The following is a 23,960-nucleotide window of genomic DNA, read 5'->3' on the forward strand; positions in this document are numbered from 1 at the left end:
ACGCCACTCACTCATGAACAAGATCGCCCACGATGCAAGTCAACGGATATAACTCCCTCCATTGACATCCAGCGTGGCGCCGTTCAGCGACGCCTGGGAGGGGCGCAGCGTAAATGCGACCACCTCAGCGATTTCGACGGGACTCGCCATGCGCCCCACGGGAATATCGGCAACGGCTGCCGCTTCCCCATGCTGGGCGATGAACTGTTCGGCCATGTCCGTGCGCACCCACCCAGGCGCAATCGCTAACGCCACGATACCGTCGCCGGCGACACTGCGGGCGAGGGACTTGGTCAGGTTGATCAGCGCGGCCTTGCTTGAGCCGTAGGGCAACGCGTCAGCGGCGTAACCCCGTTGAGCCGCGCGACTGGCCATATTGATGATGCGCCCGCCTCCTTGGTCACGGTAGTGGGCAACCGCCTCACGGCAGAGATCGGCCGCGGCGAAGAAATTGACCTGGAACTCGCGACGCCACGCCTCACGCCATTGGGCAGACGGTGCCTCGAGCGGTATCTCAGTACGGATGCCGGCGTTGTTGATGAGCCCGTGAATCCGCCCGCCGCTCACCTCGAGGGCAGCGCTCCACAAGCGCTCGGGGCCGGAGGCATCGCTGAGGTCGCCTTGCACGATCCAGCCATTGCCTCCGATTCGGTCCAACAGGTGCTGGGCACCTTGTGCGTCACGGCTGTAGTGGATGACGGGACGAGCGCCTTCGGCTGCCAACTGCTCGACGATGGCAGCGCCGATGCCTCCCGATGCCCCGGTCACCAAGACGGTCTGCCCCGCGAGCGGGCCTTTCGTGTCACTCATGAGCGTTCACCTTCCATTGTCAAAATCAAGAGAAGCCACTCGCGCCGGGGCGGGCGAGCGGCTTTCGGTACCTTTATTTGGCGGCGTTCGCCTGCGTCGACGCCTTGTCGATCAGTTGCTGGATCTCGCCGGTGTCGCGGCGCTGGCGCAGGTAGATGTTGAGCACGTCCAGGTCGGCAGCCGAGATATCACTACGCAGGCCAAACGAGACGCCCTGCTTGGCCAATGCCGGTTTCGGGAGGATTTCGCGGGTCCAGTCAGGGTTGGCCAGTGCGAACAAATGGTTGGTGTCGCTGGCATCGACCAGCACATCGGCGCGCTTGGACATCACGACTGACTGCAAAGGTGACGTCTGGCTTGTCCAGTGTTGCGATGTCGTTTGTCACCTACGCCACTGTGCGGTTGGCCTCGTTCACCAGCAGAGACACCCGGTAGTCGGTTCTTGATGATGAGCGGCATCATTGACCTTTCGATCGGCACCTTGCTCGCCGGCCCCCTGGCTGATCGTTTCGGCAAGCTCTGGATCATCATTGCCGCCTTGCGCGCGATGGGCCTCTTTTGCCTGACCTTCGCTTTCATGAGCAGCCTGCATAGCTTCACCGGGATGGCCACCGGCGCGACGATGCCCAACATCATCACGTTGCTTGCTGAATGCGCCCCTCTGCGTCGGCGCTCGCTCCTCGTTACTTCGGCGTGGTGTAGCTTCGGCTTGGACGGCACGCTGTGCAGCTTGGTCAGCGAGCACTTGATCCAGCTCTACAGCTGGCGCTCGGTGTTCGTCACCGGCGGCGCCCTACCGCTTGTCCTGGGGCTAGTGTTCCTCTTCTGACTGCCGGAATCGTTCAGGCTTCAGCTGTAACGTCACCACCCTTATGAGCGCCTCGTGGCGGCAGCCAATCAACTAAGGTCTGGCAGTGCCGGCGGCGAGACCCGATTCATCAACAGTGAGCACAGCGTCGAACCGCCAACGCCGCCGGGATGACCTACTGCAGGCGGTTGCATTGGGGGATGATCCTGCAGGTGAGAGGCACTCTTTGCAACTTCACGGTCGGTCTGTAAATGGACCGTTTCAAGCCGAACTGCATCGTGGGGCTCATGTTCGCCGGCTGCGTCGTGCTCACCCTGCTGGTCGCACTGTTCAGCGATTCATTCGCACGCGCAGGCACGCTTGTCTGCTTGTTACGGTACGTGCTGATGCCCGCGGACGGGGGCTGCTTTCCCCTTGGGGCGTCCCATTACTCCACACAGATCCGGGCTACCGGGGTCAACTGGGTAATCGGTACTGGTCGGGTAGGCGCCATGCTGGGCACCGGTTCAGGCGCACTCATCGCGACATGGGATGGACGATAACGGATATCCTCATCCTGCTGACCCTTCCCGTGATGATTGCAGCCTTGGCCATCCACTGCAAAAGGCGCGCACGTGCCGTGCCGGCTTTGATCGTCACCCAGCAGCGAATTTGACGGGCTGGGCATATGGGCTTTGCGGCTACGAGTCTGACGATGTCTTGCCGCGTCATCTCGACGCCGCAGCGCTTGCTCGACCCACCGCCTCGTGCGCGCTATGTAGGAACAGCCGGGTCAGCGTCAGGCACAAAAAAAGGGCCCGAAGGCCCTTTTTTCGAACATCTACACCCCACTAGAGGCTGTAGACTTATAACTGGAGCGGGAAACGAGACTCGAACTCGCGACCCCGACCTTGGCAAGGTCGTGCTCTACCAACTGAGCTATTCCCGCGTCGTGATGGGGCCATTCTAGCGATCTGGCCAATCACGTCAAGCCTTTGATTCAAAAAAACTTTATTTCTGTTCGGCACCTTCGCGCAAGTGCGGCCAGGCGGCGTGCAGGTAGTGCACCATGGACCACAAGGTCAGCCCTGCCGAAATCACCAGCAGCAGATAACCTGCGACCACCCAAACGCTCAGCACTGGCGGGTTGGCCAGCAGAATCACCAGGGCCAGCATCTGTGCGGCGGTCTTCCATTTGCCCAGGTTGGACACGGCCACGTGCGCCCGTGCGCCCAGTTCAGCCATCCACTCGCGCAAGGCCGACACCACGATCTCGCGGCCTATGATCACCGCCGCCGGCAGGGTCAGCCAGAGGTTGGCATGGGTCTGCACCAGCAACACCAGTGCCACGGCCACCATCAGCTTGTCGGCGACCGGGTCGAGGAAGGCACCGAAGGGGGTGCTCTGCTTGAGGCGGCGGGCCAGGTAGCCATCGAGCCAGTCGGTGGCGGCGGCGACGGCGAAAACGCTGCTGGCGGCGGTGTAGCTCCAGTGGTACGGCATGTAGAACAGCAGGATGAAGATCGGGATGAGCAGTACGCGCAGAACGGTGAGCAGGTTTGGAATATTCATCGATACGACTGGCCACGAGGTGAGTACGGCATTCTACTCGCTATGCAAGTTGGCATAAATCGACTCCGCGAGCTTTTTACTGATGCCAGGCGCCTTGGCGATTTCGTCGACGCTGGCGCGATTGAGCTCTTGTAGACCGCCGAAGTGCTTGAGCAGTTCGCGGCGACGTTTCGGGCCGACGCCGGCGACGTCCTCCAGGCTCGAGGTGCGCCGGGCCTTGCCACGGCGCGCACGGTGGCCGCTGATGGCGAAGCGGTGGGCCTCGTCACGGATCTGCTGGATCAGGTGCAGCGCCGGGGAGTCGCCCTTGAGGGTGAACTCGTGGGCCACGTCGTTGAGGTACAAGGTCTCGAAGCCGGCCTTGCGGGTCACGCCCTTGGCCACGCCGAGCAGGGTCAGGTCGGTCAGGCCGAGTTCCTGCATCATCTCGCGGGCCATGTTCAGCTGGCCCTTGCCGCCATCGACCAGCAGTACGTCGGGCAGCTTGCCCTCCCCGTCCTTGATGCGCCGGAAGCGCCGGGTCAGGGCCTGGTGCATGGCCGCGTAGTCGTCGCCGGCGGTCACGCCTTCGATATTGAAGCGGCGGTAGTCGGACTTGATCGGGCCTTCGGGGCCGAACACCACGCAGGAGGCCACGGTGGCTTCGCCACTGGAGTGGCTGATGTCGTAGCACTCCAGGCGCTGTGGCACTTCGTCGAGTTCCAGCACCTGGGCCAGGGCTTCGAAGCGCGAGGCCATGTGCTGCCGGTTGGCCAGCCGGGCACCGAGCGCCTGTTCGGCGTTGGTCACGGCCAGTTGCTGCCAGCGGGCGCGGGTGCCGCGCACGCGGTGGGTGATGGTCAGGTCGCGGCCGCGCAAGGTCTGCACCGCTTCGCTGATGACGGCGAAGTCGTCGTGGACCACGTTGACGATCAGTTCGGTGGGCAGCTCGCGCTCGGCGTTGCCCAGGTAGTACTGGGACAGGAAGGCCGCCATCACGTCGGCGGTGTCTTCCTCGATGCCGACTTGCGGGAAGAAGTTCTTGCTGCCCAGCACGCGTCCGCCGCGCACGCTGATCAGGTGCACGCAGGCGCCGCCCGGGTTGACGAACGCCGCGACCACGTCCACGTCGCCGGAGCCGCCCTCCATGTGCTGCTGGTCCTGCACACGGCGCAGCAGGCCGATCTGGTCACGCAAAGCTGCGGCCTTCTCGAAGTCCAGAGCCATCGCGGCACGCTCCATCTCGCCGTTGAGTTCGTTGTGCAGCTGCTGGCTGCGACCTTCGAGGAACATCACCGAGTGACGCACGTCCTCGGCGTACTCGTCATCGCTGACCAGCCCCACGCACGGCGCCTTGCAGCGCTTGATCTGGTATTGAAGGCAGGGCCGGGTGCGGTTGGCGTAGTAACTGTCCTCGCACTGGCGCACGAAGAAGGTCTTCTGCAGCAGGCTCAGGCTCTCGCGAATCGCGCCTGCGCTGGGGTAAGGGCCGAAATAGCGACCCTTGGCCTTCTTCGGGCCGCGGTGGATGCCCAGCCGTGGGAACTGCCCGTCGGACAGGAACACGTAAGGGTAGGACTTGTCGTCGCGCAGCAGGATGTTGTAGGGCGGTCGCCACTCCTTGATCAGCGTCTGCTCGAGCAGCAGCGCCGAGGTCTCGTTGGCGGTGATGGTGGTGTCGATCTGGGCGATGCGGCCGACCAGCGCGGCCGTCTTGGGCGCCAGGCCGGTCTTGCGGAAGTAGCTGGCCAGGCGTTTCTTGAGGTTCTTGGCCTTGCCCACGTAGAGCAGCCGAGCCTCGGCATCGAACATCTGGTACACGCCGGGGTGACCACTACAGGTCGCCAGGAACGCGCTGGCATCGAAAGTCTGCGACATGGGTACCTGAACAATTCGCCGTTAGAGGCTGGCGTCTACCATACCGTGGCGGACGGCCAGCAATGTGAGTTCGACATCGCTGCTGACCGAGAGTTTTTCATAAATGCGATAGCGGTACGTGTTGACCGTCTTGGGCGACAGGCACAGCTTGTCGGAGATGATCTGCACCTTCTGGCAACCGACGATCATCAGGGCGATCTGGATTTCGCGCTCCGACAGCGCGTCGAAGGGCGAGCTCTGGGACTGGTAGGGCTTGAGCGCCAGCTGCTGGGCGATCTGCGGGCTGATGTAGCGCTGCCCGGCGAAGGCCAGGCGAATGGCCTGGACCATCTCCTCGAGCCCGGCGCCCTTGGTGAGGTAGCCTGCCGCGCCGGCCTGGAGCAGGCGCGTCGGGAACGGGTCCTCCTCGCAGGCGGTCACCGCCACGACCTTGATGTCCGGGTGACTGCGCAGCAGTTTGCGCGTCGCCTCGAGCCCGCCGATCCCTGGCATTTTCACGTCCATGAGCACGACGTCCGGCTTGGATTCGCGTACGGCCTTGAGCGCCGCTTCCCCGGAATCCGCTTCGCCGATCACCTCCAGGCCGTCGATGTCGGCCAACATGCGGGTGATACCGGAACGCACCAGATCGTGATCGTCGACCACAAGGACCCTAATCAAGCAGACACCTCGGCATGGAGCGATTGGATCCGCGTACCTTAACAAAATTTTGCATGGCTCACCTAGCGCATCCCATCGTCCAATTGCAGTTTTGCCGCAGGCGTGTCAGAGGCGACGGTCCTGGGCATGAGAAGACGCTGCATGCGCAGGAAACACGCATCCTCGCCCACTTCGACGAAGTCATGACGCAGGTACAGGTGGCGCGCCGGATTACCGCGAAAGACCATCAACCGCATGGCCGGCAGGCGCCGCTCGACGGCCTGACTGGCAAGACGCTCCAGCACGCGCGCCCCTACCCCTTGGCCGCGATGCTCGGGCAGCAGGTGCAGCTCGCGGATGAACAGCGCGTGGCGATCCTGGCTGAGGCTGCAATACCCTGCCCGCCTGCCGTCATGCAGGATGCACCACTGCTCGCGCCAACCCCAGGCCTGGTCGAAGGCCTCGTCGGTCCAGTGCAGATCGAAGCGCTGGTAGTACGGCTGCATGGCCTGGCGAGTGAGGGTGCGGGCGAACGGCAGATCGGCCTCGGTGGCCGGGAGCAGGTCGACGGTAGGGTATGCGTCCATGACGGCAGTCTCGCTGTGCGCAAAGGTCGGCTGGACTGACGTTATGGGCCCTTCGGACCCACAAGATCAACCCGTGCGCGCTGTCGCCCCCCCGCACCCGGGCGGCACCTCAGGTAGCGCTCATGTTCTGCCGTGCTCGGCCACCTGCGTGACGCGCCCCGCACCCGTTGGTCGACGGCGCACCGCGTAGATACCCAGGATCGCAGCTGCGACACCCACGGTCATCAGGGTTTCATAGCGGTAGGCGTCGCTGAACAGCATGTACCCCAGCACCAGGGCGATCAGGCCGATCACCAGCCAGGTCAGCCAGGGAAACAACCACATCTTCAGCGCCAGCACCGTCCCCTCGCGCTCGGCCCGGGCACGCATGCGCAGCTGCGAGACCGCGATCACCAGGTACACCAGCAGGGCGATGGCGCCAGTGGTCGAGAGCAGGAAGCCGAAGACCTTACCAGGGAACGCGTAGTTGACCAGACAGCCGACGAACCCGGCCAGGGTCGACAGCACCACGGCCACCGTCGGCACGCCGCTTCCGGAAATGCGACGCACGCCAAGCGGCGCCTCGCCCCGGGTGCTCAACGAGTAGAGCATGCGCGAGGCGGTGTACAGCCCCGAGTTCATGCAACTGGTCACGGCCACCAGCACCACCAGGTCGACCATCAGCTTGGCGCCGGGCACGTTCAGCACCTCCAGCGCGCGCTGGAACGACCCCACCGACTTGAGCGCCGGGTCGTCCCACGCCACCAGCGACACCACCAGGAAGATGGAAGCCAGGTAGAAAATGGCGATGCGGTAGACCACCAGGTTGGTGGCACGGCGGATCTTCTCCTGTGGGTTGGCGGTTTCGTCCGCCGCGATGGTGACGATCTCGGCACCGAAGAAGGAAAAGATGGTGATCAGCACGCCGCCCAGCACCGTGCCGAAGCCATTGGGCATGAACCCGCCATGGGCCCAGAGCCGGCTGACCCCGGACACCTGCGCCAGCGGCCAGAAGCCCGTCACCGCCAGGGTGCAGACGACGATGAAGGCCACGATGGCGATCACCTTGACCAGCGCGAACCAGTATTCGAATTCGCCGAAGTTCTTAACGCTGACCAGGTTGCTGGCCGACAGCACGAGCATGATCAGAAAGGCGAAGGCCCAGGAGGGCACCGCTGGGAACCACGCATGCAGGATGTCGGCCCCGGCGATGGCCTCGACCGGAATGATCAGGACCCAGAACCACCAGTACAGCCAGCCGATGGTGAACCCTGCCCAGGGGCCGATGGCCTCGCTGGCATAGGTGGAGAACGACCCGCTGTTGGGGTTGGCGATGGCCATTTCACCGAGCATGCGCATGACCAGCAAGACCAGCAGCCCCGTCATGGCATAGGAGATCAGGATCGCCGGGCCTGCGGTGGCGATGGCGTTGGAGGAGCCGATGAACAGGCCCGCCCCGATGATCCCGGCGATGGAAATCATCGAGACCTGGCGGGCATTGAGGCCGTGCTGCAGGGCACGTTGCTTTTTTTGTGGGTGTGAAGCCATGGGTAACCCTCGAGTGGGCAGCCGCCCGGGGCGGCGATGGATCGACGAAGAGGCTGGCGGGGTGTTCAGCGGCGTGGTGAACGCGCCTGGCCTGTGGACGTCGCAAAGGATCGATCGACGGGGGCCAGGGCACACGGCCTGGCGAGTCCATCCGGGTGGGGAAGCGCATCAACAACCATCTTGTTCTCACTCCTGCATCGCTGGCGGACTGTCATCGTTGATGCAGGTCAGTATCCCGTCACGTAGCGCGGCCCAACAAACGACCTTTTGGATGCTCGTGATTCCATGGAGGAATGCACAAGAGCGTCTTCCAGCGCACTTGACTCGACACGCAGGACTCATCGACCTCATTCAAGAATCGATGGAATGACTGCAATCCAATTATTCGTTTGCACGGCGTGCCGGGCCAGGGTTCGATGAGCCTCCTTTTCGATCCAGGCCCAGGCACCCATGAACCCGGAAAGCATCAGCTCGTCCATTGCCATCGTGCACCCCCTCACGCTCTCCCATGGCCGCAACGCCGAAGTCTGGGACACGACGGGCAAGCGCTACATCGACTTCATCGGCGGCATCGGCGTGCTCAACCTGGGCCATTGCAACCCGGCGGTGGTGGCGGCCATCCAGGAGCAGGCGGCCTGCCTGACGCACTCGGCGTTCAATGCCGCGCCTCATCAGCTCTACCTGACCCTGATGGAACGCCTGGCCGCGTTCGTTCCGGTCTCCTACCCGGTGGCCGGCATGCTGACCAACAGCGGCGCGGAGGCCGCCGAGAACGCCCTGAAAATCGTGCGTGGCGCCACCGGCAAGCGCGCGATCATCGCCTTCGACGGTGCCTTTCACGGGCGAACCCTGGCGACGCTCAACCTCAACGGCAAGGTCGCGCCCTACAAGCAACGGGTCGGGGAGCTGCCTGGCCCGGCCTACCACCTGCCCTACCCCAGCGCAGACACCGGCGTGACCTGCGCCCAGGCCTGGGCAGCGCTGGAGCGACTGTTCAGCGTGGAGCTGGCCGTGGAGGACGTGGCCGCGTTCATCCTGGAGCCCGTGCAGGGCGAAGGCGGCTTTCTGGCGCTGGATCCGGGCTTCGCCCAGGCCCTGCGGCGCTTCTGCGATGAACGGGGGATCTTGATCATCGTCGATGAAATCCAGTCGGGCTTCGGCCGCACGGGCCAGCGCTTCGACTTCCCGCGCCTGGGGATCGAGCCGGATGTGCTGTTGCTGGCCAAGAGCATCGCCGGCGGGATGCCGCTCGGCGCGGTGCTGGGCCGTCGTGGGCTGATGGACGCGTTGCCCAAGGGCGGGCTGGGCGGCACCTATTCAGGCAACCCCATCGCCTGCGCCGCTGCATTGGCAAGCCTGGCGCAGATGAGCGACGAGCACCTGGCGACCTGGGGCGAACGCCAGGCCCAGGCCATCGTCACGCGCCATGATCGCTGGATCAAGACGGGCCTGACCCCTGCCCTGGGCCGCCTGACCGGCGTGGGCGCCATGCGTGGTTTCGAACTCGTCGATGCCGACGGCAAGCCGGCGCCCGCGCAACTGGTTCGGCTGCTGACCCTGGCGCGCGAGCGGGGGCTGCTCCTGATGCCCAGCGGCAAGGCCCGGCACATCGTACGCCTGCTGGCGCCGCTGACGATCGAGCCCTCGGTGCTCGAGGAAGGCCTGGACATCCTCGAGCAGTGCCTGGCCGACCTATAGCGTGCTTAGAGCCCCAGCTCCTGAGGGGTCAGCATGTCCGACTCGAAGGCGATCCAGCCGCCTTCGAGTTCGGCATGCCCGTTGACGATCGGGCCGTAGTAGCTCAGCCCGTTCTCCAGGGTGACGCAGATGTGAGTCGCCCCTTCAGGTGCGGCCAGCGTGCCGACGAAGTGCGCTTTCTTCAGGGTGTCGGTCACGGCTTCCAGCCCGATGCGCATGGCCGTGTTCTCCACGGCCTCGACCTCGCCCCCGTGGGACTCTGCGCTGATGGTCACGGTGGCGGTGTACGGGAACTGGCTCAAGCGATCTACCTCATGGGGTGCAATGGACGGCACCGCGGTGCCGGAAGGTGCGTAGGGTATGCCAGCACGCGCCGATAGGCGAGCCTGGGCTGCGACGCCGCCGTCATGGCCTCGCTGGGTGCGATCTGCTAGGGTGCGCGCCGAAGCCCGCCATACCACCTTGAGGATCGCCCGTGAGCACCGAGCCACCCCTGATCGCCGACCTGTTCGAGACCGACAAACGCCTGACGCTCAAGCCGGTGGTCGACTTCAACACCTACCTGCGCAATGCCTTCGGTGACGGCCCGTGCCGCTGCCACCGCTGCCTGGAGCTGCAGGGCGACGAAAGCGGCTACACGTATCGGCACACCTTCGTGATGCAGGGCCAACCGGTGCACCGACGCTTCGCCATGACCGCAGGCAGCGACGTGCTGCAGGCCCTGAAGAAGGCCTGGCTGTCGTACACCAAGACCGACCTGAACGCCCGGGGCGAGCTCGAGATCGAGACCGTGAAGGGCTTCACCGACGCCAGCCTGCACGAACGCCTGCTGGCCCTGCTGCCGGCCAGCGGGCTGGCGCGCGAGGATGCAGGCACCTGGCACCTGCAGGCCGTGGGCGACTGACGCCCGCGCCCTGCCCGTGGATCAGTGCTCCCCGGCGCGCTTGAGCAGCTTCTTGCAGCGCTCCGACAGGTGCACCACACGCAGGTGCTTGCCGGCCTTGGCATAGCGCTCGCGCAAGGTCTTCAGCGCGGCGATCGCCGAATAATCGACGAAGGTCAGGTGCTGGCAGTCCAGGGTGACCCGGTCAGGGTCTCCGGCCGGGTCGAACTGGTCGAGAAAAGGCGTGGTGGACGCGAAGAACAAGGTGCCGTGCGCCGTGTACAGCTTGCTGCCGTCGGCCTCCAGGTGGCCGTTGGCGTACAGTTCGCGGGCATGCTGCCAGGCGAAGCTGATGGCGGCGATGACGATGCCGAACAGTACGGCGGTCGCCAGGTCGGTGAACACCGTCACCACGGTCACGGCGATAATCGCCAGAACGTCGTTGACCGGCACCTTGTGCAGCACGCGCAGCGAGGCCCAGGCGAAAGTCTGCTGCGCCACCACGAACATCACGCCGACCAGGGCCGCCAACGGGATCCGCTCGATCAGCGGCGACAGCAGCAGGATGAACAGCAGGATCATCACGCCGGCCACGACCCCGGAGACCCGTCCACGGCCGCCGGAACTCAGGTTGATCACGGTCTGGCCGATCATCGCGCACCCGCCCATGCCGCCGAACAGGCCCGAGACCAGGTTGGCCGCGCCCAAGGCCATGCACTCGCGATCCGGATAGCCGCGGCTTTCGGTGATCTCGTCGGTCAGGTTGAGGGTGAGCAGGGTCTCCAGCAGGCCGACCATGGCCATGAGCACGGCATAGGGGGCGATGATGCGCAGCGTGTCCAGGCTCCAGGGGACGTCGGGCCAGGCCAGCGTCGGCAGACCGCCGGCGATGTGCGCCATGTCGCCGAGGGTGCGCGTCGGCAGGTCGAGCAGGTAGACCAGCAGGCCCACGCCCAGGATCGCCACCAGCGCAGGCGGCACGGCCCGGGTCAGCTTCGGCAAGGCATAGACCACCAGCATGGTCAACGCGACCAGCCCGATCATCAGGTACAGCGGCGCGCCGCTGAGCCAGTGTTCACCCTGCTTGAAATGCTCGAGCTGTGCCATGGCGATCACGATCGCCAGGCCGTTGACGAAGCCGAGCATGACCGGGTAAGGCACCAGCCGGACCAGCTTGCCCAGGCGCAGCAGGCCGAACAGCAGCATGATCACCCCGCCCAGGACGACGGTGGCCAACAGGTACTGGGCGCCGTGCTGGACGACCAGGGCGACGATGACGACCGCCATCGAACCGGCGGCGCCCGAGATCATGCCGGGGCGCCCGCCGAACAGCGCGGTCAGTGTGCAGATGATGACGGCACCATACAGGCCCATCAGCGGATTGAGGTGGGCGACCAGCGCGAAGGCGATGCACTCGGGCACCAGGGCGAACGACGTGGTCAGGCCGGCGAGTACGTCGGCACGGATCGGGGTGGGTTTCATGGGCTTCCTGTGATGGGCGATCTACGCTGCCGGTACGCGGACAGGCCAGGACGACCGAGCCCCAAGGGCAGGTCGACGGCTGGAGAGGACCGCGGGCGCGAGAGTGAAACGCGGGCTCCAGTCGCTCTGGAGCGCCGTGATCAGGCGGTGAATGTTACGGAATTTGTCTGAAATGGACCACTGTCCCGTCGACGCAGGCCCGTCGTGCACCCGGCCCATTCGGGCGCAAGCCTTGTCACGCCGCGTCAGCCGTGCGGCCTGATGACGCGAGGTGGCGATGCCCGCGGGCGATACAACGGCCAACGAATTTGCCATGATGGCCTTCTCCCCCTCCTGCTGAGGTATTGGACATGAAACGACGCCTTTTTCTGGCCTGCCTGTCGGCCTGTGCAAGCCTGCATGCCCAGGCCGCTTCCGAGGTCATCGCCCTGCAGCACCGCGCGGGGGCCGAGCTGCTTCCGGCTGCCCAGGCTGCGCTGGGGCGAGACGGGACGGTGAGCGTTTTCGAAGACAAGCTGATCGTCAATGCGCCCCCGGAGCGTATCGATGACGTGCGCGCGCTGTTGCGCCAGCTCGACACCCGCGCCAGGCGCCTGCTGATCAGCGTCGACACCGATGACACCCAAAATCAGGACCGACGCGGGTCGGCACGGATCATCGAATACGGCACCAGCAACCGCGAAGGTGGTTTTCAGCAGGTCCAGACTACCGACGGGCAGACAGCCTTGATCCAGGTGGGCCAGAGCGTTCCCATCACCACTGGCACGGCGACACCCTACGGTGCGCAGACGAACACCGAATACCGCAACGTCACCCAGGGTTTCTACGTGACGCCCACCGTGTCGGGCAACACGGTTCATCTGAAGATCAGCACCAATAACGACCACATCAGCCGCGAACGTCAGGATGTAGTGGACGTTCAGAGCAGCGACACGACGCTCAGCGGGCCTCTGGGCGAATGGCTCTACCTGGGGGGCAGCAACGGGCAGTCGCAGTATCGCTCGTCCGATTCGGCCTATACCTACAGCACCCAACGCAATCGGGATGTCGCCCTGCGGGTCAAGGTGGATGTGATCCCCTGATCACCCAAGACCCAAGCTTCGAAAGATGACCGATGAGTCGTCTACGACCAAAGATGTAGTGGACCTATTTTTTCACTACAAAAGCGTTGACAGGCGAATTTCCCCTTGGGCATGATGACCTCGCTCACGCTGATCACGGGCTTTAAAAGCCCTGGGCAGGCGCCTTCCACCGCAAGGATGCCCACCCCAACGGCCCACGAGGCGGTTCGATCGGATTGCGGCTGCACAGAGAACGTTGTCTCAAGGAACGGAAGCGGATCGAGCAGTAACCGGCAATCGCGTCATACCGCCAGCAGGACGTCTCACGTTCGCCTGCCAGGGACGCGCTCGCCCCTTCGATCATGCCCTGCCCCCTGGAACACCCTTCTGCGCCGCCACAGCCTTCGAACCGCATCCGCCGATCAGGACGTCGAGCCTCGGTACACAACTCCAAGACTGATGCGACGAGGTTGATCCCATGGCACTGACACGCGAACAGCAAATTGCAGCCCTCGAGAAAGACTGGGCCGAGAACCGGCGCTGGACTGGCGTGACCCGTACCTACACCGCCGCCGATGTCGTCCGCCTGCGCGGCTCCGTACAACCGGAGCACACCTTTGCCCGGCTAGGCGCCGAGAAACTCTGGAAACTGGTCACCGAGGGCGCTCACCCGACCTTCCGTCCCGACAAGGACTTCGTCAACTGCATGGGCGCGCTCACTGGCGGCCAGGCCGTGCAGCAGGTCAAGGCGGGCATCCAGGCCATCTACCTGTCCGGCTGGCAGGTCGCCGCCGACAACAACTCCGCCGAGTCGATGTACCCGGACCAGTCGCTGTACCCGGTCGACTCCGTCCCCACCGTGGTCAAGCGCATCAACAACGCCTTCCGCCGCGCCGACCAGATCCAGTGGAAAGCCGGCAAGCAGCCCGGTGACGACGGCTACATCGATTACTTCGCCCCGATCGTGGCCGATGCCGAAGCCGGGTTCGGCGGCGTGCTCAACGCCTACGAGCTGATGAAGAACATGATCGAGGCCGGCGCGGCCGGCGTGCACTTCGAGGACCAGCTGGCCTCGGTGAAGAAATGCGGGCACATGGGCGGCAAGGTGCTGGTCCCGACCCAGGAAGCCGTGCAGAAGCTGGTGGCCGCGCGCCTGGCAGCCGACGTGGCCGGGGTACCGACCATCATCCTGGCGCGGACCGATGCCAACGCGGCGGACCTGCTGACCAGCGATTGCGACCCGTACGACCAGCCGTTCGTGATCGGCGAGCGGACCCGCGAAGGCTTCTACAAGGTACGCGCCGGCCTGGACCAGGCCATCGCCCGGGGCCTGGCCTATGCGCCGTACGCCGACCTGATCTGGTGCGAGACCGCCAAGCCCGACCTGGACGAGGCACGCCGCTTCGCCGAGGCGATCAAGAAGGAATACCCGGATCAGCTGCTGTCCTACAACTGCTCGCCGTCCTTCAACTGGAAGAAGAACCTGGACGACGCGACCATCGCCAAATTCCAGCGCGAGCTGTCGGCCATGGGCTACAAGCACCAGTTCATCACCCTGGCTGGCATCCACAACATGTGGCATGGCATGTTCAACCTGGCGCACGACTATGCACGCAACGACATGACCGCCTACGTCAAGCTGCAGGAGCAGGAGTTCGCCGATGCCAGCAAGGGCTACACCTTCGTGGCGCACCAGCAGGAGGTGGGCACCGGGTACTTCGACGACATGACCACGGTGATCCAGGGCGGCGCTTCATCGGTCACGGCACTGACTGGCTCCACCGAGGAAGAGCAGTTCCACTGATCGACCGCCCCTTCCACGCGTGAACAGGGCCTGCCTGGCGGGCCCTTCCCCTTCCCCACCTCCCGCTTCGCCACCGTAGATCGCCTCGCGACGCACCGTTCGTCATGGCCGTCTATGCTTTCGATGGAACGCGTCAGGTACGCCGATAATCCTAAAGGCATTGATCCAGATCGATAGGGACGCCTGGCAACTCCGGTAAAACGTGTGTGTTTCTCCGGCGTGCAAGGCAAGGTGGCCACATGAACTTTGAATCACCAGGCGGCCTGTACAAAGTTACAACTTGTGAGAATGAGATTAATTATCATTGCGCAGAGCGACCATTACTGCATTTTACAAGAAAGAGCCTTGCGGCCTCGTCACCCAATCCCCGTATTCCGGGGCCTGCAGCCTGGCATGAATGCTTTTTGTTCCTAAGCTTACGAATAAATTTACCCTGGCGGTTTTACTTGCGCGGGGTTTACCCATAAAATCGCCGCCATTGATCCCGCTGCGACATTTCGTCACTGCTTCCGCGACACGTCGTCACTGCGCTACTTATTTCAGACTGTAGAGCTCGGCCTCTATATAAGGATTTCAGCATGTCCGATACGGCAGGACTGATCGCCCACAACTGGGGCTTCGCCATCTTCCTTCTGGGCGTCATCGGTTTGTGCGCCTTCATGCTGGGCCTGTCCAGCCTGCTCGGCAGCAAGGCCTGGGGCCGCGCCAAGAACGAGCCGTTCGAATCCGGCATGCTGCCGACCGGCAGCGCGCGCCTGCGCCTGTCCGCCAAATTCTATCTGGTCGCGATGCTGTTCGTGATCTTCGACATCGAAGCCCTCTTTCTCTTTGCCTGGTCTGTGTCCGTCCGCGAAAGCGGCTGGACCGGATTCGTCGAAGCACTCGTTTTCATAGCAATTCTGTTGGCAGGTCTTGTCTACCTTTGGCGGGTCGGGGCGCTCGATTGGGCACCCGAGAGTCGTCGCAAGCGGCAAGCGAAGCTGAAACAATGAGGCTTTGGCATGCAATACAATCTCACCCGAATCGACCCGGACGCGCCCAACGAGCAATACCCTGTCGGTGAGCGCGGCACCGTCACCGACCAGATGCTCGAGGATCAGGTCCACAAGAACATCTTCATGGGCAAGCTCGAAGATGTGCTCAGCGGTGCGGTCAACTGGGGACGCAAGAACTCGCTGTGGCCGTACAACTTCGGTCTCTCCTGCTGCTACGTGGAAATGACCACGGCCTTCACGGCACCCCACGACATCGCGCGCTTCGGCGCCGAAGTCATCCGGGCCTCGCCGCGTCAGGCCGACTTCATGGTCATCGCCGGCACGCCGTTCCTGAAGATGGCCCCGATCATCCAGCGCCTGTACGAACAGATGCTGGAACCGAAGTGGGTGATCTCCATGGGCGCCTGTGCCAACTCCGGCGGGATGTACGACATTTACTCGGTCGTCCAGGGGGTGGACAAGTTCCTCCCGGTGGACGTGTACGTGCCGGGCTGCCCGCCACGCCCCGAAGCCTTCCTGCAGGGGCTGATGCTGTTGCAGGAGTCGATCGGGCAGGAGCGTCGCCCGCTGTCCTGGGTGGTCGGAGACCAAGGCATCTACCGTGCCGAGATGCCCGCCCAGAAAGACCTGCGACGTGAACAGCGCATTCAGGTCACCAACCTGCGCAGCCCCGACGAAGTCTGATCCAGCGACCTGCCGCCCGTTCCTGCGAACCGGCGGCCTGGCTTCATTCTCTACGTTGACCGAAAGCGACCGAGACCATGACAGCGGACACCGCTATTTATATTCCGCCCTACAAGGCTGACGACCAGGATGTGGTCGTCGAATTGCACACGCGCTTCGGCGCCGACGCCTTCGTCGCCCAAGAGACCCGTACCGGCATGCCGGTCCTGTGGGTCGAGCGTGCCAGGCTCAAGGACGTCCTCGTCTTCCTGCGCAACGTCGCCAAGCCTTACAGCCTGCTGTACGACCTCCACGGCATGGACGAGCGCCTGCGCACGCACCGCCGTGGCCTACCTGCCGCCGACTTCAGCGTGTTCTACCACCTGATGTCGATCGAGCGTAACAGCGACGTGATGATCAAGGTCGCGCTGACCGAAAACGACCTGAACCTGCCCTCGATCACCAGCATCTGGCCGAACGCCAACTGGTACGAGCGTGAGGTCTGGGACATGTTCGGCATCGACTTCGCCGGGCACCCGCACCTGTCGCGCATCCTGATGCCGCCGACCTGGGAAGGCCACCCGCTGCGCAAGGACTTCCCGGCACGTGCCACCGAGTTCGATCCGTACAGCCTGAACCTGGCCAAACAGCAGCTCGAAGAAGAGTCGGCGCGTTTCAATCCGGAAGCCTGGGGCATGAAGCGTCAGGGCGCCAACGAGGACTACATGTTCCTCAACCTTGGCCCCAACCACCCTTCGGCGCACGGCGCCTTCCGCATCGTCCTGCAGCTGGACGGCGAAGAGATCGTCGACTGCGTGCCCGACATCGGCTACCACCACCGTGGCGCCGAGAAGATGGCCGAGCGCCAGTCCTGGCACAGCTACATCCCGTACACCGACCGGATCGATTACCTGGGCGGGGTAATGAACAACCTGCCCTACGTGCTGGCGGTCGAGAAGCTGGCCGGCATCAAGGTGCCGGACCGGGTCGACACCATCCGCATCATGATGGCCGAGTTCTTCCGCATCACCAGCCACCTGCTGTTCCTGGGCACCTACATTCAGGACGTGGGCGCCATGACGCCGGTGTTCTTCACCTTCACCGACCGCCAGCGGGCCTATACCGTGATCGAAGCGATCACCGGTTTCCGCCTGCACCCGGCCTGGTACCGGATCGGCGGCGTCGCCCATGACCTGCCACGCGGTTGGGAAAAACTGGTGAAGGACTTCGTCGACTGGCTGCCCAAGCGCCTGGATGAGTACACCAAGGCGGCGCTGCAGAACAGCATCCTCAAAGGCCGTACCGTCGGCGTGGCTGCCTACAACACCCAGGAAGCGCTCGAGTGGGGCGTCACCGGTGCCGGCCTGCGCTCCACCGGCCTGGACTTCGACCTGCGCAAGGCTCGCCCCTACTCGGGCTACGAGAACTTCGAGTTCGAAGTGCCCCTGGCGCACAACGGCGATGCCTACGACCGCTGCATGGTGCGCGTCGAGGAGATGCGCCAGAGCATCCGCATCATCGACCAGTGCATGCGCAACATGCCCGCCGGCCCGTACAAGGCGGATCACCCGCTGACCACGCCGCCGCCGAAAGAGCGCACGCTGCAGCACATCGAGACCCTGATCACTCACTTCCTGCAAGTCTCGTGGGGCCCGGTCATGCCGGCCAACGAGTCGTTCCAGATGATCGAGGCGACCAAGGGCATCAACAGTTACTACCTGACGAGCGATGGCGGCACGATGAGCTACCGCACCCGGATCCGCACCCCGAGCTACCCGCACCTGCAACAGATCCCTTCGGTGATCAAGGGCAGTATGGTCGCCGACCTGATCGCGTATCTGGGCAGTATCGACTTCGTTATGGCTGACGTGGACCGCTAAGCATGAACAGCACGCTGATCCAAACCGACCGTTTCGCCCTGAGCGAAACCGAGCGCTCGGCCATCGAGCACGAGATGCACCACTACGAGGACCCGCGCGCGGCGTCCATCGAAGCCTTGAAGATCGTCCAGAAGCAGCGCGGCTGGGTCCCGGACGGCGCCATCCCAGCGATCGGCGAGGTGCTGGGCATCCCTGCCAGCGACGTCGAAGGCGTGGCCACGTTCTACAGCCAGATCTTCCGCCAGCCTGTCGGGCGCCACATCATCCGCGTCTGCGACAGCATGGTCTGCTACATCGGCGGCCACGAGTCGGTCGTCGACCAGATCCAGAGCGAACTGGGCATCGGCCTGGGCCAGACCACCGCCGACGGGCGCTTCACCCTGCTGCCCGTCTGCTGCCTGGGCAATTGCGACAAGGCCCCGGCGCTGATGATCGACGACGATACCTTTGGCGACGTGCAGCCGGCTGGCGTGGCCAAGCTGCTGGAGGGTTACGCATGACCATCACTTCCTTCGGCCCGGCCAACCGCATCGCGCGCGCCGCCGAGACCCACCCGCTGACCTGGCGCCTGCGTGACGACGGCGAGCCGATCTGGCTCGAGGAGTACCAGGCCAAGAACGGCTACACGGCTGCTCGCAAGGCGCTGGCGCAGCTGTCCCAGGATGAGATCGTGCAGACCGTCAAGGACGCCGGCCTCAAGGGTCGCGGTGGCGCAGGCTTCCCCACCGGCGTGAAGTGGGGCCTGATGCCCAAGGACGAGTCCTTGAACATCCGTTACCTGCTGTGCAACGCCGACGAGATGGAGCCCAACACCTGGAAAGACCGCATGCTCATGGAGCAGCAGCCGCACCTGCTGATCGAAGGCATGCTGATCAGCGCCCGGGCACTGAAGGCCTACCGCGGCTACATCTTCCTGCGCGGCGAGTACACCACCGCCGCACGCAACCTCAACCGTGCCATCGACGAGGCCAAGGCCGCCGGTCTGCTGGGTCGCAACATCCTGGGCAGCGGGTTCGACTTCGAACTGTTCGTGCACACCGGGGCCGGGCGCTACATCTGCGGTGAAGAGACCGCGCTGATCAACTCGCTCGAAGGGCGCCGCGCCAACCCGCGCTCCAAGCCGCCCTTCCCCGCCGCCGTCGGCGTCTGGGGCAAGCCAACGTGCGTGAACAACGTCGAGACCCTGTGCAACGTGCCGGCCATCGTCGGCAACGGTGTGGACTGGTACAAGTCGCTGGCCCGCGAAGGCAGCGAGGACCACGGCACCAAGCTGATGGGTTTCTCCGGCAAGGTCAAGAATCCCGGCCTGTGGGAGCTGCCCTTCGGCGTCACCGCCCGTGAGCTGTTCGAAGACTACGCCGGCGGCATGCGCGACGGCTTCACCCTCAAGTGCTGGCAGCCAGGCGGCGCCGGGACCGGCTTCCTGCTGCCCGAGCACCTGGACGCGCAGATGTACGCCGGCGGCATCGCCAAGGTCGGCACGCGGATGGGCACCGGCCTGGCCATGGCGGTCGACGACAGCGTCAACATGGTGTCGCTGCTGCGCAACATGGAGGAGTTCTTCGCCCGTGAATCGTGCGGCTGGTGCACCCCCTGCCGTGATGGCCTGCCCTGGAGCGTGAAGATGCTGCGTTCCCTGGAAAAGGGCCAGGGCAAGCCGGAGGACATCGAGACCCTGCTCGGGCTGGTGAACTTCCTCGGCCCTGGCCGGACGTTCTGCGCCCACGCACCGGGCGCGGTCGAGCCGCTGGGCAGCGCCATCAAGTACTTCCGTGCCGAGTTCGAGGCCGGTGTCGCCCCCGTGGGCAGCGACGCCCTGCGCCCGAACCTGGCCCGACCCATCGTGGTCGGCGCATAACAAGATGACTGGCAGGTGGTCCGTGCCACCTGTCGGCCACGCAGGCCCGCCGGTTCGACCGGCGTCGGCCGCTGGCCCACCGTTTTCCATTAGCCACGCCTGCTCACGCGGGCCAACGAAGAACTTTGAACCATGGCCACTATCCACGTAGACGGCAAAGCGCTCGAAGTCAACGGCGCAGACAACCTGTTACAGGCCTGTCTGTCGCTCGGCCTCGACATCCCTTATTTCTGCTGGCACCCGGCGCTCGGCAGCGTCGGCGCCTGCCGCCAGTGCGCGGTCAAGCAGTACACCGACGAGAACGACACTCGGGGTCGCATCGTCATGTCCTGCATGACCCCTGCCACCGATGGCACCTGGATCTCCATCGACGATGACGAGTCCAAGGCGTTCCGCGCCAGCGTCGTCGAATGGCTGATGACCAACCACCCGCACGACTGCCCCGTGTGCGAGGAAGGCGGTCACTGCCACCTGCAGGACATGACCGTGATGACCGGCCACAACGAGCGCCGGTATCGCTTCACCAAGCGCACCCACCAGAACCAGGACCTCGGCCCGTTCATTGCCCACGAGATGAACCGCTGCATCGCCTGCTACCGCTGCGTGCGCTACTACAAGGACTACGCGGGCGGCACCGACCTGGGCGTCTACGGCGCCCACGACAACGTGTACTTCGGTCGCGTCGAGGACGGCGTGCTGGAAAGCGAGTTCTCCGGCAACCTGACCGAGGTCTGCCCGACCGGCGTGTTCACCGACAAGACCCACTCCGAGCGCTACAACCGCAAGTGGGACATGCAGTTCGCCCCGAGCATCTGCCATGGCTGCTCGAGCGGCTGCAACATCAGCCCCGGCGAACGTTATGGCGAGCTGCGCCGGATCGAGAACCGCTTCAACGGCTCGGTCAACCAGTACTTCCTCTGTGACCGTGGTCGCTTCGGCTACGGCTACGTCAACCGCAAGGACCGCCCACGTCAGCCGGCGCTGGCCGACGGCTCGATCCTGACGGTCGATGCGGCACTGGACAAGGCCGCTGCCCTGCTGCGCGGTCGTACCATCGTCGGCATCGGCTCGCCGCGCGCCAGCCTGGAAAGCAACTACGGCCTGCGCGAACTGGTCGGCGCCGAGTACTTCCACAGCGGCATGGAAGCCGGCGAGCTGGCCCGCGTGCGCCTGGCGCTGCGCGTGTTGAACGACAGCCCCCTGCCCGTGCCGACCCTGCGCGACATCGAGAGCCACGATGCGGTGTTCGTGCTCGGCGAAGACCTGACCCAGACCGCCGCCCGCGTCGCCCTGGCCGTCCGCCAGGCCACCAAGGGCAAGGCCGTGGCCATGGCCGAAGGCATGAAGGTGCAGCCGTGGCTCGACGCCGCGGTGAAGAACATCGGCCAGCACGCGCTGTACCCGCTGTTCATCGCCAGCCTGGCCGAGACCAAGCTCGATGACGTCGCCGAAGAATGCGTGCACGCCGCCCCCGCCGACCTGGCGCGCCTGGGCTTCGCCGTAGCCCATGCCATCGACCCGAGCGCGCCGGCCGTGGCCGGTCTCGACGACGAGGCCAAGGCCCTGGTCGAGCGCATCGCCCAGAGCCTGATCGCCGCCCAGCGTCCGCTGGTGATCGCCGGCACCTCGCTGGCCGAGCCTGCGCTGATCGAGGCCGCTGCCAACATCGCCAAGGCGCTCAAGCTGCGCGAGAAGAACGGCTCCCTGAGCCTGGTGGTGCCGGAAGCCAACAGCCTTGGCCTGGCGATGCTCGGCGGCGAGTCCGTCGACGCTGCGCTGGACGCGGTCATCGACGGCAAGGCCGATGCCATCGTGGTGCTGGAGAACGACCTGTACGCCCGTCTGCCGGCCGCCAAGGTCGATGCCGCGCTGAACGCCGCCAAGGTGGTGATCGTCGCCGACCACTCGCGTACCCGTACCGTCGAGCGTGCCGACCTGGTCCTGCCGGCCGCCAGCTTCGCCGAAGGCGATGGCACCCTGGTCAGCCAGGAAGGCCGCGCGCAACGTTTCTTCCAGGTCTTCGACCCGAGCTTCCTCGACAGCGGCAACCTGGTCCACGAAGGCTGGCGCTGGCTGCATGCCCTGCGCGCCACCCTGCTGGAAAAACCGGTGGACTGGACGCAACTCGACCACGTCACCCGCGCCTGCGCCGACGCGGCGCCGCAGCTGGCCGGCATCGTCGATGCCGCACCGTCCGCCGCGTTCCGCATCAAGGGCCTGAAGCTGGCACGTGAACCGCTGCGCTACTCCGGGCGGACCTCCATGCGCGCCAACATCAGCGTGCACGAGCCGCGCATCCCGCAGGACAAGGACACGGCCTTCGCCTTTTCCATGGAAGGCTACTCCGGCTCGGCCGAACCGCGCCAGCAGGTGCCGTTCGCCTGGTCGCCGGGCTGGAACTCGCCACAGGCCTGGAACAAGTTTCAGGACGAAGTCGGCGGCCACCTGCGTGCCGGTGACCCCGGCGTGCGCCTGATCGAGTCGCAAGGCGATCGCCTGGGCTGGTTCGCGACCATCCCGAACGCCTTCAACCCGGCACGGGGTACCTGGACCGCCGTTCCGTTCTTCCACCTGTTCGGCAGCGAAGAGACCTCCTCGCGTGCAGCACCGGTGCAGACGCGCATCCCGACGCCTTACGTGGCCCTGGCACCGTCCGAAGCCGAGCGCCTGGGCGTCAACGAAGGCGCACTGCTCAGCCTGCAGGTCGCTGGCCAGTCGCTGCGCCTGCCGCTGCGCATCAACGAGCAACTGGGCGCTGGCCTGGTCGCCTTGCCCAAAGGGCTGGAGGGCATTCCACCGGCCATCTTCGGCGCCACCGTCGAAGGCCTGCAGGAGGCAGCACGATGAGTTGGTTCACCCCTGAAGTGATCGATGTGATCCTCACCGTCGTACGCGCCATCGTGGTGCTGCTGGCCGTGGTGGTCTGCGGCGCGTTGCTCAGCTTCGTTGAGCGGCGCCTGCTGGGCTGGTGGCAGGACCGTTACGGCCCGAACCGGGTCGGCCCGTTCGGCATGTTCCAGATCGCTGCCGACATGCTGAAGATGTTCTTCAAGGAAGACTGGAACCCGCCCTTCGTCGACCGGATGATCTTCACCCTGGCCCCGGTGGTGGCGATGAGCGCACTGCTGATCGCCTTCGCGGTGATTCCGATCACCCCGACCTGGGGCGTGGCCGACCTGAACATCGGCTTGCTGTTCTTCTTCGCCATGGCCGGTCTGTCGGTCTACGCCGTGCTGTTCGCCGGCTGGTCGTCGAACAACAAGTACGCCCTGCTCGGCAGCCTGCGGGCATCGGCGCAGACCGTGTCGTACGAAGTGTTCCTGGGCCTGGCTCTGATGGGCGTGGTAGTGCAGGTGGGCTCGTTCAACATGCGCGACATCGTCGAATACCAGGCGCAGAACCTGTGGTTCATCATCCCGCAGTTCTTCGGCTTCTGTACGTTCTTCATCGCCGGCGTCGCCGTGACCCACCGTCACCCGTTCGACCAGCCCGAAGCCGAACAGGAACTGGCCGACGGCTATCACATCGAGTACGCAGGCATGAAATGGGGCATGTTCTTCGTCGGTGAATACATCGGCATCATCCTCATCTCGGCGCTGCTGGTGACGCTGTTCTTCGGCGGCTGGCACGGCCCGTTCGATCTGCTGCCGCAAGTGCCGTTCCTGTGGTTCGCGCTCAAGACCGCGTTCTTCATCATGCTGTTCATCCTGCTGCGAGCGTCGATCCCGCGTCCACGCTACGACCAGGTGATGGACTTCAGCTGGAAGTTCTGCCTTCCGCTGACCCTGATCAATTTGCTGGTGACCGCTGCGCTCGTGCTGTACAACGCGCCAGCCGTCGCGGCCCAGTAAGGAGTC

21 protein-coding genes and 1 tRNA gene are annotated in these 23,960 nt (G+C 64.7%); 12 read left to right on the top strand and 10 right to left on the bottom strand.

The window, feature by feature from the left end; all coding sequences use genetic code 11:
- Positions 1-39: 39 nt before the first annotated feature.
- Positions 40-810: an SDR family NAD(P)-dependent oxidoreductase gene (locus G7Z99_RS16695; protein ID WP_181095728.1), complete on the bottom strand. Its 771-nt coding sequence runs from the start codon at positions 808-810 to the stop codon at positions 40-42.
- 73 nt (positions 811-883) lie between these two features.
- Entirely contained in the window at positions 884-1,138 is a 255-nt protein-coding gene (locus G7Z99_RS16700) for a hypothetical protein (RefSeq protein ID WP_181095730.1), read from the bottom strand.
- Positions 1,139-1,258: 120 nt separating this feature from the next.
- On the opposite strand from G7Z99_RS16700, the gene G7Z99_RS16705 reads away from it, so the two are divergent.
- Positions 1,259-1,639 (top strand): MFS transporter, encoded by a 381-nt coding sequence (locus G7Z99_RS16705; protein WP_181095732.1) that lies wholly within the window; start codon positions 1,259-1,261, stop codon positions 1,637-1,639.
- Between the two features lie 831 nt (positions 1,640-2,470).
- Here the strand turns inward: G7Z99_RS16705 and G7Z99_RS16710 are convergent.
- From G7Z99_RS16710 to G7Z99_RS16735, 6 genes are all read right to left on the bottom strand, one after another.
- Positions 2,471-2,546: transfer RNA gene (locus tag G7Z99_RS16710), tRNA-Gly, on the bottom strand.
- A gap of 62 nt (positions 2,547-2,608) precedes the next feature.
- Positions 2,609-3,169, bottom strand: coding sequence for a CDP-diacylglycerol--glycerol-3-phosphate 3-phosphatidyltransferase (pgsA, locus tag G7Z99_RS16715; protein WP_181095734.1), 561 nt, complete (start codon positions 3,167-3,169; stop codon positions 2,609-2,611).
- A 33-nt stretch (positions 3,170-3,202) separates the two neighbouring features.
- Entirely contained in the window at positions 3,203-5,026 is a 1,824-nt protein-coding gene (gene uvrC / locus G7Z99_RS16720; RefSeq protein WP_181095736.1) for an excinuclease ABC subunit UvrC, read from the bottom strand.
- Positions 5,027-5,047: 21 nt separating this feature from the next.
- A complete protein-coding gene (gacA, locus tag G7Z99_RS16725) occupies positions 5,048-5,686 on the bottom strand; it encodes a response regulator transcription factor GacA (protein ID WP_181095738.1) in 639 nt (212 codons plus the stop codon).
- Positions 5,687-5,748: 62 nt separating this feature from the next.
- Positions 5,749-6,252 carry a GNAT family N-acetyltransferase gene (locus G7Z99_RS16730; protein ID WP_181095740.1) on the bottom strand — a complete coding sequence of 168 codons (504 nt, stop codon included), beginning with the start codon at positions 6,250-6,252 and terminating at the stop codon, positions 5,749-5,751.
- Between the two features lie 120 nt (positions 6,253-6,372).
- Entirely contained in the window at positions 6,373-7,779 is a 1,407-nt protein-coding gene (locus G7Z99_RS16735; RefSeq protein WP_181095742.1) for an amino acid permease, read from the bottom strand.
- Positions 7,780-8,229: 450 nt separating this feature from the next.
- Here G7Z99_RS16735 and G7Z99_RS16740 point away from each other — a divergent pair, with 450 nt between their 5' ends.
- Positions 8,230-9,477: a 2-aminoadipate transaminase gene (locus G7Z99_RS16740; protein WP_181095744.1), complete on the top strand. Its 1,248-nt coding sequence runs from the start codon at positions 8,230-8,232 to the stop codon at positions 9,475-9,477.
- 5 nt (positions 9,478-9,482) lie between these two features.
- Here G7Z99_RS16740 and G7Z99_RS16745 read toward each other — a convergent pair whose 3' ends face one another.
- The gene (locus G7Z99_RS16745) at positions 9,483-9,779 is read right to left on the bottom strand and encodes a hypothetical protein (RefSeq protein WP_181095746.1); all 297 of its coding nucleotides are present in this window, start codon (positions 9,777-9,779) and stop codon (positions 9,483-9,485) included.
- A gap of 173 nt (positions 9,780-9,952) precedes the next feature.
- Here G7Z99_RS16745 and G7Z99_RS16750 point away from each other — a divergent pair, with 173 nt between their 5' ends.
- Positions 9,953-10,381, top strand: coding sequence for a hypothetical protein (locus G7Z99_RS16750; protein ID WP_181095748.1), 429 nt, complete (start codon positions 9,953-9,955; stop codon positions 10,379-10,381).
- Between the two features lie 21 nt (positions 10,382-10,402).
- Here the strand turns inward: G7Z99_RS16750 and G7Z99_RS16755 are convergent, their stop codons facing one another.
- The gene (locus tag G7Z99_RS16755) at positions 10,403-11,842 is read right to left on the bottom strand and encodes a SulP family inorganic anion transporter (protein ID WP_181095750.1); all 1,440 of its coding nucleotides are present in this window, start codon (positions 11,840-11,842) and stop codon (positions 10,403-10,405) included.
- 350 nt (positions 11,843-12,192) lie between these two features.
- On the opposite strand from G7Z99_RS16755, the gene G7Z99_RS16760 reads away from it, so the two are divergent.
- From G7Z99_RS16760 to nuoH, 9 genes are all read left to right on the top strand, one after another.
- Positions 12,193-12,924, top strand: coding sequence for a secretin N-terminal domain-containing protein (locus tag G7Z99_RS16760; RefSeq protein WP_181095752.1), 732 nt, complete (start codon positions 12,193-12,195; stop codon positions 12,922-12,924).
- Between the two features lie 457 nt (positions 12,925-13,381).
- Positions 13,382-14,707, top strand: coding sequence for an isocitrate lyase (gene aceA, locus G7Z99_RS16765; RefSeq protein ID WP_181095753.1), 1,326 nt, complete (start codon positions 13,382-13,384; stop codon positions 14,705-14,707).
- A gap of 578 nt (positions 14,708-15,285) precedes the next feature.
- Positions 15,286-15,699 carry an NADH-quinone oxidoreductase subunit A gene (locus tag G7Z99_RS16770; protein WP_181095755.1) on the top strand — a complete coding sequence of 138 codons (414 nt, stop codon included), beginning with the start codon at positions 15,286-15,288 and terminating at the stop codon, positions 15,697-15,699.
- Between the two features lie 9 nt (positions 15,700-15,708).
- Complete coding sequence (locus tag G7Z99_RS16775; protein ID WP_060393347.1) at positions 15,709-16,386, top strand: NuoB/complex I 20 kDa subunit family protein; 678 nt, start codon at positions 15,709-15,711, stop codon at positions 16,384-16,386.
- Positions 16,387-16,463: 77 nt separating this feature from the next.
- Positions 16,464-18,245, top strand: coding sequence for an NADH-quinone oxidoreductase subunit C/D (gene nuoC / locus G7Z99_RS16780; RefSeq protein WP_181095757.1), 1,782 nt, complete (start codon positions 16,464-16,466; stop codon positions 18,243-18,245).
- A 2-nt stretch (positions 18,246-18,247) separates the two neighbouring features.
- Positions 18,248-18,745 carry an NADH-quinone oxidoreductase subunit NuoE gene (gene nuoE, locus G7Z99_RS16785; protein WP_181095759.1) on the top strand — a complete coding sequence of 166 codons (498 nt, stop codon included), beginning with the start codon at positions 18,248-18,250 and terminating at the stop codon, positions 18,743-18,745.
- Positions 18,742-20,103, top strand: a complete 1,362-nt coding sequence (gene nuoF, locus G7Z99_RS16790) for an NADH-quinone oxidoreductase subunit NuoF (protein WP_181095761.1) — start codon at positions 18,742-18,744, stop codon at positions 20,101-20,103. The genes nuoE and nuoF overlap by 4 nt, the downstream gene beginning before the upstream one ends.
- A gap of 132 nt (positions 20,104-20,235) precedes the next feature.
- Positions 20,236-22,950, top strand: coding sequence for an NADH-quinone oxidoreductase subunit NuoG (gene nuoG / locus G7Z99_RS16795; RefSeq protein ID WP_181095763.1), 2,715 nt, complete (start codon positions 20,236-20,238; stop codon positions 22,948-22,950).
- Positions 22,947-23,954, top strand: a complete 1,008-nt coding sequence (gene nuoH / locus G7Z99_RS16800; RefSeq protein ID WP_060393342.1) for an NADH-quinone oxidoreductase subunit NuoH — start codon at positions 22,947-22,949, stop codon at positions 23,952-23,954. The genes nuoG and nuoH overlap by 4 nt, the downstream gene beginning before the upstream one ends.
- Positions 23,955-23,960: the final 6 nt, after the last annotated feature.

Origin of the sequence: Pseudomonas entomophila (genome assembly GCF_013523165.1) — a bacterium.
Lineage (GTDB): Bacteria > Pseudomonadota > Gammaproteobacteria > Pseudomonadales > Pseudomonadaceae > Aquipseudomonas > Aquipseudomonas entomophila_A.